14 protein-coding genes are annotated in these 13,822 nt (G+C 35.5%); 12 read left to right on the plus strand and 2 right to left on the minus strand.

Annotated elements, in window-relative coordinates; all coding sequences use genetic code 11:
• The first annotated feature begins 119 nt into the window (after window positions 1–119).
• Window positions 120–506 carry a DUF1573 domain-containing protein gene (locus tag Q0874_RS16965; RefSeq protein WP_299164736.1) on the plus strand — a complete coding sequence of 129 codons (387 nt, stop codon included), beginning with the start codon at window positions 120–122 and terminating at the stop codon, window positions 504–506.
• A 54-nt stretch (window positions 507–560) separates the two neighbouring features.
• Here the strand turns inward: Q0874_RS16965 and Q0874_RS16970 are convergent, their stop codons facing one another.
• Window positions 561–1,868 carry an aspartyl protease family protein gene (locus tag Q0874_RS16970; RefSeq protein WP_299164738.1) on the minus strand — a complete coding sequence of 436 codons (1,308 nt, stop codon included), beginning with the start codon at window positions 1,866–1,868 and terminating at the stop codon, window positions 561–563.
• 179 nt (window positions 1,869–2,047) lie between these two features.
• Here Q0874_RS16970 and Q0874_RS16975 point away from each other — a divergent pair, with 179 nt between their 5' ends.
• From Q0874_RS16975 to Q0874_RS17010, 8 genes are all read left to right on the plus strand, one after another.
• The gene (locus tag Q0874_RS16975; protein WP_299164739.1) at window positions 2,048–3,241 is read left to right on the plus strand and encodes a pyridoxal phosphate-dependent aminotransferase; all 1,194 of its coding nucleotides are present in this window, start codon (window positions 2,048–2,050) and stop codon (window positions 3,239–3,241) included.
• Window positions 3,238–4,254: a UDP-N-acetylmuramate dehydrogenase gene (gene murB, locus Q0874_RS16980; RefSeq protein ID WP_299164740.1), complete on the plus strand. Its 1,017-nt coding sequence runs from the start codon at window positions 3,238–3,240 to the stop codon at window positions 4,252–4,254. The genes Q0874_RS16975 and murB overlap by 4 nt, the downstream gene beginning before the upstream one ends.
• 233 nt (window positions 4,255–4,487) lie before the next feature.
• Window positions 4,488–5,054, plus strand: coding sequence for an RNA polymerase sigma factor (locus tag Q0874_RS16985; protein ID WP_299164741.1), 567 nt, complete (start codon window positions 4,488–4,490; stop codon window positions 5,052–5,054).
• Entirely contained in the window at window positions 5,051–5,809 is a 759-nt protein-coding gene (locus Q0874_RS16990; protein ID WP_299164743.1) for an anti-sigma factor, read from the plus strand. The genes Q0874_RS16985 and Q0874_RS16990 overlap by 4 nt, the downstream gene beginning before the upstream one ends.
• A 73-nt stretch (window positions 5,810–5,882) precedes the next feature.
• Entirely contained in the window at window positions 5,883–6,092 is a 210-nt protein-coding gene (locus Q0874_RS16995) for a membrane or secreted protein (protein WP_299164744.1), read from the plus strand.
• 37 nt (window positions 6,093–6,129) lie between these two features.
• Window positions 6,130–6,696 carry a sigma-70 family RNA polymerase sigma factor gene (locus Q0874_RS17000; RefSeq protein WP_299164745.1) on the plus strand — a complete coding sequence of 189 codons (567 nt, stop codon included), beginning with the start codon at window positions 6,130–6,132 and terminating at the stop codon, window positions 6,694–6,696.
• A gap of 93 nt (window positions 6,697–6,789) precedes the next feature.
• Window positions 6,790–7,665: a lipoyl synthase gene (gene lipA / locus Q0874_RS17005; protein WP_299164746.1), complete on the plus strand. Its 876-nt coding sequence runs from the start codon at window positions 6,790–6,792 to the stop codon at window positions 7,663–7,665.
• A gap of 417 nt (window positions 7,666–8,082) precedes the next feature.
• The gene (locus Q0874_RS17010) at window positions 8,083–10,248 is read left to right on the plus strand and encodes a response regulator (RefSeq protein WP_299164747.1); all 2,166 of its coding nucleotides are present in this window, start codon (window positions 8,083–8,085) and stop codon (window positions 10,246–10,248) included.
• On the opposite strand, the gene lpxK is transcribed toward Q0874_RS17010, so the two are convergent.
• Window positions 10,237–11,235, minus strand: coding sequence for a tetraacyldisaccharide 4'-kinase (gene lpxK / locus Q0874_RS17015; RefSeq protein WP_299164748.1), 999 nt, complete (start codon window positions 11,233–11,235; stop codon window positions 10,237–10,239). The genes Q0874_RS17010 and lpxK overlap by 12 nt on opposite strands.
• 216 nt (window positions 11,236–11,451) lie before the next feature.
• Here lpxK and Q0874_RS17020 point away from each other — a divergent pair, with 216 nt between their 5' ends.
• From Q0874_RS17020 to Q0874_RS17030, 3 genes are all read left to right on the plus strand, one after another.
• Window positions 11,452–12,546 (plus strand): Nif3-like dinuclear metal center hexameric protein, encoded by a 1,095-nt coding sequence (locus Q0874_RS17020; protein WP_299164749.1) that lies wholly within the window; start codon window positions 11,452–11,454, stop codon window positions 12,544–12,546.
• A 2-nt stretch (window positions 12,547–12,548) separates the two neighbouring features.
• Window positions 12,549–13,328 (plus strand): C4-type zinc ribbon domain-containing protein, encoded by a 780-nt coding sequence (locus Q0874_RS17025; RefSeq protein WP_299164750.1) that lies wholly within the window; start codon window positions 12,549–12,551, stop codon window positions 13,326–13,328.
• 127 nt (window positions 13,329–13,455) lie between these two features.
• On the plus strand, window positions 13,456–13,815 hold the full coding sequence (locus tag Q0874_RS17030) for a DUF4174 domain-containing protein (protein WP_299164751.1): 360 nt from the start codon (window positions 13,456–13,458) through the stop codon (window positions 13,813–13,815).
• Window positions 13,816–13,822 lie beyond the last annotated feature (7 nt).

Below are 13,822 nucleotides of genomic sequence, written 5' to 3' on the forward strand. Positions count from 1 at the left end.
TAATTTTTACCAGATTGGAAATACGAAACAAAAATAAGTAACGTTAGAAGATAACAAAAGAATTTTGGATGTTCATGCTAAAACATTTACATTTGAGATTCACCCAAAACCAAAAAGTAATGAAAAAAATAGTATTAATATTATTTGTAGGCCTACTTACATTAAGTGTAAACGCCCAGGATAAAACGGCTAAGATTGAATTTAAAGCAGAAACCGTGGATTATGGCGTAATCGAAAAAGGTAGTGATGGCGTTAGGGTATTTGAATTTACAAACACAGGAACAGCTCCTTTAATTATAAGTAAAGTAAGTTCCAGTTGTGGTTGTACCATCCCCAAAAAACCTGAAGAAGCAATTTTACCAGGTAAAACAGGAGAAATACAAGTTAAATATGACACTAAGCGGGTTGGACCAATTAGAAAAGCTATAACCGTAATATCTAACGCTGATACGCCTACCAAGGTGTTAAAAATTAAAGGCGAAGTGACTGGTGTAGACGGAAAATAGCACAATCTGCATTAAGATAGATAAATAAAAACCGGAATTTTCATTCCGGTTTTTTTATTTAAATGCTTTTTTGAGGACAAATGAAAATAATAAATCCTTGTTGTATCTTTCAATAAGAACCTTTATCCGCTTTCCTTCTTTTTCATTGAGCATTTTCATGACTTCCTGAAGTTTATAACTATGAATACGCTTGCCATTCACTGCTAAAATTATATCTCCCTCTTTTAGACCGGCTTCTTCTGCAGGGCTTCCTGCCCTGATACCTGAAACAATAATCTCGGGCACCAAACTAAGTCGGGTCTGATTTCCCATAAGAATCTGCACATTTCCAAATGTTTTTTCACTATTCATAACAACCCCGCTGCTATTTGCAATCCGATCTGCAATATATCGAACACCGTTATGCTGCAATTGCAAGCCACACATATTGTACTGGAAAGGAGCACTAAAATGTCTATTCTTTTTTAGGGTAATTTCTTTTGCAGGATAGTTAAAAACAATATTAAAGCGTTTTAGAATGGCCCCGCCAATACTACCGTTTCTATTCCCTATAATCGCAGAGGTACTAAAGGTCTCCATATCTGGAAATGCAGCTTTTGCATCCTTTAATGCAAAATCCCCTAAGCTAATTCTATTTACCTTGGTACGTTTACCAAAAATGCTTCCATTCAATCCCTGACCCAAAAAATCCTGATAGTTTTGTTTAGGAATACCAAGTCCTTTTCCTTCATCCTTAAAGAGCCAAACAGCATCACTACTACCCGTATCAATTAAAAGGTTTACGGGCACATCGTTTGCCGTATTTAAACCAACACTCCCTTCAACATAAGCCTTATTTCGTCTGATAGATAAAGGTAAAGTCTGTGATTTAGTATTTTCTTTCTCTGAATAAAATTCAGGATCGTGAAATTTAATATATTCCGAACTATAATTAATTTCGACAACAAAATCTCGAAAGAGGTCATAACCAATGATTCCATGAATAGGTATTCCCAGACTTGGGGAGAAATTCATTTCCTTGTCCAGTACAACGTATAATAACTGTTTGAAATTCCTAATTTCCTCTAATTTGAAAAAATTTTCTTTTGAACTTAACCCTTTAATCGGTTCTCCACCACCAAGACCGCTTATAGTAATTTCTGACACATTCCTTAATTGAATGGAGTCCTGGCCGGAGACATTAAAAAGAATAGGTTTACTTACACCTGAATCCAGGATAAAGGACAACTTCGCCCCGTTGACTTCAATAGGTATAATTATGAGATTATTGATTAATTTAAAATTTACCTTTTCAAATTTTTTCCCATTTGGCAATTCAAAACCTTGTGTTAAACCATAAAATGGAATACACAATGTTAGCATCAAAAGAAATTTAAAAATTGTACGCAACTTGCTAATAATTAGTTCAATGTCTTTTAAAGATATCAAATAATAATCAAAGTTTATAATACTTTAACATTCCATTAGATGAACTGAATATATTTAACTTTAAGTTGTTTTGTCCATAATGATTTCCCATTTTTGCTAAAATTTAGAATGTTATGCCAGCCATCTCAAGGAAGGGTCAATTAATGCCAGAATCCCCAATCCGGAAATTGGTTCCCTATGCGGAAGATGCCAAACTTCGGGGTATTGACGTAATTCATCTAAATATTGGCCAGCCGGATATAAAAACCCCTAAGCAGGCTTTAGATGCTGTCAAAAACAACACCATTGAAGTTTTAGCCTACAGCAGGACTGAAGGTTCCGAAACCTATCGTAAAAAATTAAGTGACTATTACGAAAAGCAACAAATACAGGTCACACACAATGACATTTTGGTGACAACCGGGGGATCTGAAGCTCTTTCCTTTGCAATGGGAAGTATTGCTGATGCTCAGGATGAAATTATAATTCCTGAACCTTTTTATGCCAATTACAACGGTTTTGCGACCGCTATGGGCATAAAAGTGACTCCCGTGCTTTCGAGAATTGAAAACAATTTTGCGTTACCTCCCATTGAGGAATTCGAAAAGCTCATTACCAATAAGACAAGAGCAATCCTCATTTGCAATCCTGGAAATCCCACAGGGTATTTATACACTAAAACTGAAATTCAGAAACTGGCCTTATTGGTGAAAAAATATAATCTTTTTCTGGTGGCAGATGAAGTCTACAGAGAGTTTACCTACGACGGAAAAGAGCACTATTCCATATTACAGGAAAAAGGGTTGGAAGAACATGCCATCGTTATAGATTCTGTTTCCAAGAGATATAGCATGTGTGGCGCAAGAATTGGTTGTCTTGTCTCAAAAAATAAAGAGGTTATTAAAACCGCCTTAAAATTTGCCCAAGCCAGGCTTTCTCCTCCTACCTATGCCCAAATTGCCAGTGAAGCTGCACTGGCAACACCTCCGGAGTATTTTAAGGAAGTTATAGAAGAATATGTAGAAAGGCGTGATCTGCTTATCACTGAATTGAATAAAATAGCTGGGGTAATTGTAGGTAGACCTCACGGTGCATTTTACTGTATAGCACAATTACCTATAGCAGATGCAGATCATTTTGCACAATGGTTATTAGAGAAATATGATTTAAACGGTGAGACCGTCATGGTTGCACCGGCTGCAGGATTCTACGCAACCGAAGGAATGGGCAAGAATCAGATACGAATTGCTTATGTTCTCAAAAAAGAACGTTTAAAAAAAGCAGTGCAAATACTAAAAGAAGCACTTAAAACCTACCGGGCTTTGTGAAGATACAGCATAATAAATCTTTGAAGAAGTATAATACTTTTGGCATAGAAGCCCTTGCAAGTCATTTTGTAGAAATAACCACAATCCAGAATCTTCAAGAAGCACTGCAACTAGAAGATTACCCGAAAAAAATTGTGTTAAGCGGCGGAAGCAATATGCTAATTACCAATGATTTAAATGCCTTGGTCATGCATATCAATATCAAAGGTATTACCATAATTTCAGAAGATGAAAATCACGTAGTCCTAAAGATTATGGCGGGAGAAAACTGGCACGAATTGGTAATTTGGACAATTAATCAAGACTATGGAGGACTGGAAAATCTATCACTAATTCCCGGTAATGTTGGCACCTCACCAATACAAAATATAGGCGCATACGGGGTTGAACTTAAGGATAGTTTTGAAAGCTGTGAAGCAATGGATGTTTCTACTCAGCAACTTATCACTTTTTCAAAATCTGACTGCCAGTTTGGCTATAGAGATTCAATTTTTAAGAATGCAGGGAAAGGTAAATATATTATCACCTCGGTAAATTTAAAACTAAATAAGCCGCCACATAGCCCAAATACCTCTTATGGTGCAATTGAAACTGAATTAAAAGAAAATAAGATTGACCATCCAACTATCAAGGATGTTTCCGACGCTGTAATTGCGATTCGCCAAAAGAAACTCCCAGACCCAATTAAATTAGGTAATAGTGGAAGTTTCTTTAAAAATCCAGTAATCACAAAAGAAAAATTTATTACTTTTCTGGATAGTAATCCTGATGCGCCCTTTTACCAAATTTCAGAAACTTCGTATAAAATTCCTGCAGGATGGCTCATTGAGAAATGCGGATTTAAAGGAAAAAGATTTGGCGATGCCGGGGTTCATAAGAACCAAGCCCTGGTCCTGGTAAACTACGGAGGAGCAAGCGGACAGGAGTTACTACTATTAGCACATAAAATTCAGGACGCCGTATTAACGCGATATGGGATCAAGATTATCCCTGAAGTAAATATAATTAGCTAAAAGGAATCGTAAAAGGCCATAAAATAACCCCCGTGAAAGGATTCACGGGGGTTATACCAAACCAAACTAACCAAAAATTAAATGTACAATAACCAGTTGTACATTTATCTAATTAAAATTGAGAAAACGCTTTCTTAACAATCAATTTTATAATTTAGCGTTTACACTATATACGGGTCAGAATAATATTTTGGATGCTTTCTTTCCGAATTATTTGATGTCGTTAATCTAATATGAGTTCACTACTTGAAAAACATATTGTAGAATTGTTGCATGAGCGCAATGACAAGGCTATATCATTGCTGTATGAACATTATGGTGACACCCTTTACGGGGTTGCTTTTAAAGTAGTCAGAGATTCAGAATTAGCACAGGATGTATTGCAGGAGAGTTTTGTGAAGATCTGGAAAAAATCTGACTCTTATGATTCCTCGAAAGCAAAATTATTTACCTGGCTCTTCAGGATTACAAGAAACACAGCCATTGACAAGTTACGTAGTGTAAACACGAAATCTGATAAGGAAATCCAAATTGATGTTTCCGACGTATATAATCTAGGAATAGACAGTATCAGACCCGAGTTCATGGACGTCAAGGAGAACATGGAGAAGATAGAACATAAATATCATGTGGTGTTGGATGCCTTGTTTTTTCAGGGAATGACACAGCAGGAGGCCAGCGATGAATTAAATATTCCGTTGGGAACTATCAAATCCAGGTTAAAAATTGGACTAAGAGAACTTAAAAAGATTTATGGAAACTCTATGATACTTTTGCCCCTAATAATATTAATATCATGAAAGAAAAAATACGAATATTTTTAGATACTGATTTACTTGAAAAGTATCTGTTGGGAACGACCACTCAGGAGGAATCGATGCAAGTAGAGCGCTATATTGCCATGTATCCTGAAGTTAGAAAGACCTATGATGAGTTACAAGAAAATCTTGAAACATTTGCTAAATTATATGCCCTTAAAACCCCGGAAGGCCTTAAAGACAGGATTTTAAGTAGAATTAAGGCACAGAATACAGGGAGAAGAAAGTTTCAAAGATATGCTATTGCTGCAAGTATAGCGGCATTACTTTTTGCTGGATCATCTTATTTCTTTTGGAATCAAAACCAAAATTTACAAGATGAAAATGTCATCGTAAATAATAAGATCAAAACCCTGGAAGAAGATATGAAAGAACAACTGGAAGATGTGAGAAACCAGTTTATAGTTCTAAATAATCCTCAGACCAAAAAGTATACTGTAAATGGGAATAAAAAGGCAAAGGAATTAAAAGCTGTGGCCTATATTAATCCTGTTAAAAAACTATCCTTTATTAATGTAAGGAGTTTACCTAATTTACCTGATAACCAGTGTTATCAGATGTGGGCTGAAGTTAATGGTAAAATGGTGAATTTAGGGGTGATTAAGAATGTTGATGATAAAGATCGCCTTAGACCCTTACCTTATGCAGAAAATGCAGTTGGTTATATCACTATAGAGCCTCAAGGCGGAAATGACACTCCTACTGTTCAGAATATTGTAGCCAATATTTCGTATTAAGAAACAAATATTTTACAAATTATACAGCCCCTTTTAGGGGCTTTATTTTTGTATCTTTGTGAAAATTTTCTTTATGACGTTAATTTTTCTTACTATAGGTCTTCTTGCTCTGGCATTCGCAGGTATTGCAATTAAAATATGGTCTAAAAAAGATGGTAAGTTTGCCGGCACTTGCGCTAGTCAAAATCCTTATTTGAATAGCAGTGGAGAGGCCTGCGGTTTTTGCGGTAAACTTCCCGATGAGCAGGATTGCGGAAAAGAGGCTTCTGCAAAATCACTATAACATTTAACTTACCTTTAGATTTATTAAAGAGCAGAGTTTGGATAAAACTGACGAAACACTCAAGAGCACTATTGAACGGGCTAAAGCAGGTAATCAGATTGCTTTTAGTAGTTTGCTTGATGCATTCTGGAATGATGTATATGGTTTTCAATTAATTCGGACTAAAAATGAAAATGATGCTGAGGATATAACGATACAAACCTTTTCCAGGGCTTTCGACAAATTAGATTCTTATGACCCCGCTTATGAGTTTAAAACATGGCTAATCACAATTTCAAAAAATTTGCATGTAGACCTCATAAGAAAAAGAAAAAGGAATGTCCTTGATGGCACTGATAGCCGCAATAATGAGGCTATAAAAAAAGTACTTGATGATGCACCAACGGCAGAAGATCAATTAATCACCGATCAGAATCTTGCTAAGCTCCTTCAAAATATTAAACAATTAAAACCGCACTATCAAAAAGTTATTAATCTTCGGTATTTTAATGAACTATCCTATACAGATATTGCCAAAGAATTAGGGGAACCGGTGAACAATGTTAAAGTGAAATTGCTCCGGGCGAAAAAATTATTAGCAGAAATCATCAAAAGCAAAAGATAGTTCCTTGTTCATGAAGTTTTGGTTTTAAAGTTGAATCCTTATCCAGTATCTTTTGTTTTTCGATTTGGTCGTATATTTGTTTAAAAATTTTCTATGAGCGTTGAAACTATTACCCATGTACACCCGCCTAAAGGCAAACCAAAATGGTTAAGAGTTAAATTGCCAACCGGGAAAAAATATACCCAACTAAGAAGTCTGGTTGATAAATACGATTTACATACCATATGTACTTCAGGTAGTTGTCCGAATATGGGAGAATGTTGGGGAGAGGGTACCGCTACTTTTATGATTTTAGGTAATATCTGCACGAGGTCCTGTGGGTTTTGTGGAGTGAAAACTGGCCGGCCTGAGACTGTAGATTGGGAAGAACCGGAAAAAGTAGCACGTTCCATAAAGATTATGGGAATTAAACATGCAGTAATTACTTCTGTAGACAGGGATGACCTTAAAGATATGGGGTCTATTATATGGTCGGAAACCGTAAAGGCTATTAGAAGAATGAATCCGAATACCACATTGGAAACCCTTATCCCTGATTTTCAAGGCCTTGGAATCCATTTGGATCGTATTGTAGATGTTGCTCCTGAAGTTGTTTCTCACAATATGGAAACTGTAAAAAGGCTTACACGGGAGGTTAGGATACAGGCAAAATATGAGCGCAGCCTTAATGTACTCCGCTACCTGAAAGAACATGGTGTTAAAAGAACTAAGTCTGGAATTATGCTGGGTCTGGGAGAACTTGAATCTGAAGTTATAGAAACCATGCAAGACCTTAGAAATGCCAAGGTTGATGTGGTTACTATTGGACAGTACCTTCAACCTTCTAAAAGACACTTGCCGGTGAAAGAATTTATTCTACCCGAACAATTTGCCAAGTATGAGGAATTAGGGCTTAATATGGGATTCAGGCATGTTGAGAGTGGAGCTTTGGTTAGGTCTTCCTATAAAGCACATAAACATATTCATTAAAAAAGATTAGATACATTCTGTATTCCAAATATTTCTTGAAGAGAAATACGGGTTTTGGCACGAACATCAACCCATAAACTATAGGTTTTACCGTGCTGTTTTAGGTTAAAAAAGGCGTAATTATTCTTTAAATAAATAATAGATTTATAAGATTTTTCCAAAAAGAACAAAAAAAAGTCCTTTTTACAGGAAGGAAACCATAGTTTCTGTTCAAATAAGCAATAGTTGCTTATCCTGGACGTTTGATTCTAAGGCGGTGTTTGTGAAACATTTATAAAAATTATAAAATATCTAAAAGCAACCAGAATACGGTAAAAGAATTATGTATTTTATTAATTTCTTTGCTAAATAAAAAGTCATTTGAAATTCTTATTACAACATACAATAATTCCCAAGGCATTGTTCTTATTGATATTCATGTCCCACTTTCCTATTGTCCTGGCCCAGGAGCGAACAAATCAGGTAAATGGTTTGGAAACTTTTTTTAATGAAACCACAACTTATAAAAACCAGAACAAAATAAATCTTGCCCTGGAATCGCTGGATAAAGCTGCTGCCTTGGCTGAAGAAACAGAAGATGTAAAGGCCCTAGTGGATTGTTATCACAAATTTGCGTTGCTTTACATGGAACTGGATAAAAGAGAAACTACACTTTTTTATTGGGATCGTGCGACAGTTCTGCTTAATGAACTGGCGTATCCATATGGGCAAGCTGTACACAAATACATTGAATCTATTTTACTCTATGACAGTGGTAATAATTTTCAGGCCATTTTTATGCTAAATGCATCTAAGCAGCTTAGTAATGACCGTAATCTTCTCAACAATATATTACTATTAGAGGCCAATATATATCTCACCATAGAAAAATATGATAGTGCAGCATTAAATTTTAATTCTCTTGTAGTAAATACTGATGTGTTTGAAAAAGAATCCTTAACGGCAAGAGCACATATGGGATTAGCAAGATTATATCTTAAAACTGAAGACTATGATGAGAGTATTAAAAATGGCCTTAGTGCATTAGAAATCGCTGAAGCAAATAATTTCTCCAAAGAGGAATTTGAAGCTAATGAAATATTGGGGCAGGCTTATGAGAAAAGAGAAAAATACAATCTCTCGCTTGTTCATAATAGGAATCTTTTAAAACTCAAAGATTCTATTTTTACCATAGAAAAAATTAAGGCCGAAGCCAAAACCGCAGACAGGATTCAATTTGAATTTATGTCGGAAGAAATTAAACGTCAGGATACTAAAATAGAGGAATTAAATGAATCCCGGAACAGATCGGAAATAACTGCTATCCTAACCTCAGCGTTTTTAACTATTATTTCTTTATTAGCAGTATCACTATTCCGGAACAATCAGATTAAGTTAAAGACTAATGATCTTCTGCAAACTAAAAACCGGGAGCTACAAACTGCAAGAGATGCTGCAGTACAGGCCATGGAAGCCAAAACGAACTTTCTGTCTACTGTGAGTCATGAATTGAGAACACCGTTATACGCCGTTACTGGTTTAGCCCACCTGTTATTGGAAGAGAACCCAAGTGATGATCAGAAAGAACACCTAAAGTCCCTGAAGTTTTCAGGGGATTATTTACTGAATTTTATAAATGACATACTGCAAATAAATAAAATAGATGCCGACAAACTGGAGGCCCTAAATATGGAATTTAATCTAAAGAAAGTTCTTGCAGATGTAATAAGTTCTCTACACCAAAGTGCTAAAGAAAATAAAACTAAACTAATCTTAGAATACGACGAGGAAATTCCTAAACATTTAATGAGTGACCCTCTTAAATTATCCCAGATATTTATGAACCTGGTTGGTAATGCTATAAAATTTACCAAAAATGGCGAAGTGATTGTAATAGCCAAACTCCAGAAAAAGGTAGAAGAAGAAGTCACAATATATTTTGAAGTCAAGGATAACGGAATAGGCATTTCAACTGAACAACAACAAAATATCTTCGATAGTTTTGAGCAAGGCTCAATTCAAATTAACAGGGAATATGGTGGTACTGGCCTTGGTCTTACTATTGTGAAGAGTCTGTTAGGTCTATTTGACAGTAGAATACAGCTAAAAAGTACTTTGGGCCAGGGTAGTTCATTTTTCTTTGAACTAGACCTTAAAAGTAAAGATAGTTTAGTAGATGACATTGCTTTTGAGATTACCCAAAAAGACTATGATTTAAATGGTCTTCATGTGCTTGTTGTTGAAGACAATAAGATAAATCAGGTAATAACCAAAAAAATGTTGGATAAAAGGGGTGTTAGCTGTGAAATAGCCGGAAACGGTAACACGGCTGTGGAAATGGCTAATGCCAGTCAATATGATGGCATACTGATGGACATACATATGCCGGGCATAAGTGGGGTTGAAGCTACTATTGAAATTAGAAAATTTGATTCTGACACACCAATTATTGCGCTTACAGCAATATCCTTAGATGACAGTTTAGAAAGTTTCTATGCAGCGGGCTGTAATGACGTAGTTACCAAACCTTTTAAACCAGAGGTGTTTTATCAAAAAATTGGTGAAAACATCCTTGAACATAAATTAAAGAAATCAGTCTCCTAATTTTTCAAGACTTTTTAAAAGAATTACCTCTCCTTCACCCAAAAATCGATGCCGGACAGATATAAAGTAAAGATTATCTACGCTTTCCTTCAACCGCATATAGTCCTTCTCTGTTGTCAGAATTAAAGGTTTGGAGTTAAAAAAATCTATCTCTTTCTCGGTAAAATAATGATGATCCCTATACCCAAGATGATCAAAAGTAACCTCCGCACTTCTTAGAAAATCAATCAAGGGTTTGGGGTTAGCAATCCCTGTTACCAGGGTGACTTCTTTATTTTGTAAACCGCTTAGGGATAATCCCTCTTTTTTTCCTTTTAAATTAATGTCATATTCTAAAGTGCAGAATAATACCTTTTGATCTTTCCCGGGATTCAGCTCCCCTATGATTCTCCTTTGATTTTCATCATCAAGATCTGGGGGGCATTTAGTCACAATAATTAGATCTGCCCGCTTTGATGATCTTTTATTGTCTCTTAAATTTCCAGTGGGCAAATACCAATCCTTAGTGTATAATTTTCCGTAGGATGTCAATAAAATTGAAAATAGTGGCTTTACTTTTCTATGCTGGTATGCGTCATCTAAAAGTATAAGGTTTGGCTGGTTTGAGGCAACGAGCTGTTTAATGCCTCTGATTCTATCTTCATCTACCGCTAATGAAACCTCAGGAAACTTAGTATATATCTGTAAGGGTTCATCTCCAATTTCTTCAGCCGTACTAGTTGGTTGGGCCAAAACAAACCCCTTGGTTTTTCTTTTGTATCCCCTGCTTAAAACTGCAAGTCCTGAACCAGCCGACAAATGACTCAAAAGCCATTCGATCATTGGTGTCTTGCCAGTACCCCCTGTGCTTAAGTTTCCGACGCTTACAATTGGGGTTTTAAATTCTGTAGATTGCAAAATACCTGAATCATATAAAACATTCCTAAAATATACCACGAGGGCATAGATCAACGAAAATGGGAAGGCTAGAATTCTTAGCAGTTGCATAGGAACGAAAATATAATATTTTATCTTTGATGCACGCACTTAGCCTTAAAACATACTATTAAATTATGCCCAATTGCATTAATTTAAATTTGTTTAAGATTAACGCTAAACAGGATTAATTGTAAAATACCAGAAGATTGCCTTAATGTTATTTAGGCTTTATCATGCTTACTACTAATAGACAAGGCTTGTTTTAACAGCCCTAAATTTTTAAATATGAAGGTTAAAGATGTTGCTGAAATACTTGAAGAATTGGCCCCTCTGGCATACGCTGAGGATTTTGACAATGTTGGACTTCTTGTAGGTGATTTGGACATGAGTGTAACTAATATACTAGTTGCGCTTGATTCACTCGAAAATGTAATTGATGAAGCAATTGGCAAATCATGTAATCTGATCATTAGTTTTCATCCTATATTATTTAAAGGTATTAAGAGCCTTACCGGATCTAATTATGTAGAGCGCGCTATTATAAAGGCCGTTCAAAATAATATTTCCATTTATTGCATGCACACAGCCCTCGACAATGCTATTGAAGGGGTCAATGCCAAAATCTGCGAAGTATTGGAGGTAAAAAACGCAAGGATTTTAATCCCACAACAAGGGACCATAAAAAAATTAACCACTTATGTACCGCGAACGCATTCTAAAGTTCTATTGGAAGGTCTCTTCAAAGCTGGGGCGGGAAGTATAGGAAATTATAGTGAATGTAGCTTTACAGTAGATGGTACAGGTAGTTATAAAGCCGGGAGAAATGCAAATCCGGTAAAGGGAAAAAAGGGAGAACTGCATTTAGAAGAAGAAACTCAGATAAATGTTACTTTTCCTAAAAGCAAAGAGAAAAGTGTTTTGACCGCTTTATTTGAACATCATCTATATGAGGAGGTAGCTTACGAAATAAGCACCTTAGACAATGTTAATTCGCAAATTGGTATGGGAATGATAGGTGAATTGGAATTACCTCAAGCTGAACAAGACTTTCTCGATATCCTAAAAAAGAAAATGAATGTATCCTGTATAAGACACTCAGATTTTTTAGGTAAAAAAATTCATAAAGTCGCCGTTTTAGGAGGTAGTGGTGCCTTCGCTATTAGCGCGGCAAAAAAATCTGGTGCAGATATTTTTATTACCTCGGACATAAAATATCATCAGTTTTTCGAAGCTGAAAACAAAATACTTCTTGCAGATATAGGGCACTATGAAACTGAGCAGTTTACAAAAAATTTATTGGTTGACTATCTTACAAAAAAAATGCCTAATTTTGCAATCTCTTTATCTGAGAGTATTACAAATCCTATCAAGTATTATTAAATATGGCAACAAAAGTAGAAACATCCGTGGAGGACAAATTAAGAGCATTATACGATTTGCAATTAATTGATTCCAGAGTTGATGAAATTAGAAATGTACGTGGGGAATTACCCCTTGAAGTTGAAGATCTTGAAGACGACGTGCTTGGTTTAAAAACAAGGATGGATAAGTTAAAGACCGATTTGGAAACCATAAATTATGAAATCGGTGCCAAAAAGAATTTAATTGAGGAAGCCAAAGTACTGATAAAAAAATATGCTGATCAGCAAAAAAATGTAAGAAACAGCAGAGAGTTCAATTCACTTGCCAAAGAAGTTGAATTTCAGGAATTGGAAATACAATTGGCTGAAAAGAACATTAAAGAATTTAAAGTTCAAATCGAGCAAAAAAAGGAAGTAATTAGCGAGACTAAAGAAAAACTTGCCGAGCGTGAGTCGCACTTAAAACATAAGAAAAGTGAATTAGATGCGATTCTTGCAGAAACTGATAAGGAGGAAAAAGCACTTTTGGCTAAATCTGAAAAATTTGAAAAGCAAATTGAAGATAGATTAGTCCAAGCTTATAAGCGAATCCGAAATAACGTTAAAAACGGCCTGGCAGTAGTCCCAATTGAAAGAGGCGCCTCTGGGGGTTCTTTCTTTACCATACCTCCTCAGGTACAGGTAGAAATTGCTTCGAGAAAAAAGATTATTACCGATGAACATAGCGGTAGAATTCTGGTTGATCCAGTTTTAGCTGAAGAAGAACAGCAGAAGATGCACAAAATGTTTGCAAAGATTTAATAGATTTAAATATTTACTTAAAACCACCTGTAATTAGGTGGTTTTTTTATTTTAGTACCATATATGTATGAATATGTTTAATCTCAGATGTATAGTACTTTTACTTCTAATGCTACAATTAAATACGATGTCTTCACAGGATTTGAGGGAATTTAAGTGGAAAAAACGAATTCTTCTTTTAATGGATACGAAGAATGACCTTAATACCAGAAACTTGCAACTGAGTGAGTTTAATGCCCGGTATAACGAAATGAAGGAAAGAGATTTAGTCCTTTTTGTGTACAACGGCAAGGAAGTATTGGACAGAGATGGTATGATAACCGATATAAATCCCGATAATTTAACTTATGGTGAATTTCAGGGCATTATTTTAATTGGAAAAGATGGTGGCGTGAAATTCAGGAAGAAGTACCTTGTGGAAGCGAATGAGGTTTTTGATCTGATTGACCAAATGCCTATGCGAAGGGCAGAAATGAAAAACAAATAAATATACT

It is taken from the genome of uncultured Eudoraea sp., from assembly GCF_947490415.1.
Classification (GTDB): Bacteria; Bacteroidota; Bacteroidia; order Flavobacteriales; family Flavobacteriaceae; genus Eudoraea.

What these genes read in the sequence shown, in the direction of transcription:
- lipA (WP_299164746.1), top strand. Translation starts at nt 6,790, where the DNA reads ATGAGCGTTGAAACTATTACCCATGTACACCCGCCTAAAGGCAAACCA.
- Q0874_RS17010 (WP_299164747.1), top strand. Translation starts at nt 8,083, where the DNA reads ATGTCCCACTTTCCTATTGTCCTGGCCCAGGAGCGAACAAATCAGGTA.
- Q0874_RS16970 (WP_299164738.1), bottom strand. Translation starts at nt 1,868, where the DNA reads ATGCTAACATTGTGTATTCCATTTTATGGTTTAACACAAGGTTTTGAA.
- Q0874_RS16965 (WP_299164736.1), top strand. Translation starts at nt 120, where the DNA reads ATGAAAAAAATAGTATTAATATTATTTGTAGGCCTACTTACATTAAGT.
- lpxK (WP_299164748.1), bottom strand. Translation starts at nt 11,235, where the DNA reads ATGCAACTGCTAAGAATTCTAGCCTTCCCATTTTCGTTGATCTATGCC.
- Q0874_RS16995 (WP_299164744.1), top strand. Translation starts at nt 5,883, where the DNA reads ATGACGTTAATTTTTCTTACTATAGGTCTTCTTGCTCTGGCATTCGCA.
- Q0874_RS17030 (WP_299164751.1), top strand. Translation starts at nt 13,456, where the DNA reads ATGTCTTCACAGGATTTGAGGGAATTTAAGTGGAAAAAACGAATTCTT.
- Q0874_RS16975 (WP_299164739.1), top strand. Translation starts at nt 2,048, where the DNA reads ATGCCAGCCATCTCAAGGAAGGGTCAATTAATGCCAGAATCCCCAATC.
- Q0874_RS17025 (WP_299164750.1), top strand. Translation starts at nt 12,549, where the DNA reads ATGGCAACAAAAGTAGAAACATCCGTGGAGGACAAATTAAGAGCATTA.
- Q0874_RS17020 (WP_299164749.1), top strand. Translation starts at nt 11,452, where the DNA reads ATGAAGGTTAAAGATGTTGCTGAAATACTTGAAGAATTGGCCCCTCTG.
- Q0874_RS16990 (WP_299164743.1), top strand. Translation starts at nt 5,051, where the DNA reads ATGAAAGAAAAAATACGAATATTTTTAGATACTGATTTACTTGAAAAG.
- Q0874_RS16985 (WP_299164741.1), top strand. Translation starts at nt 4,488, where the DNA reads ATGAGTTCACTACTTGAAAAACATATTGTAGAATTGTTGCATGAGCGC.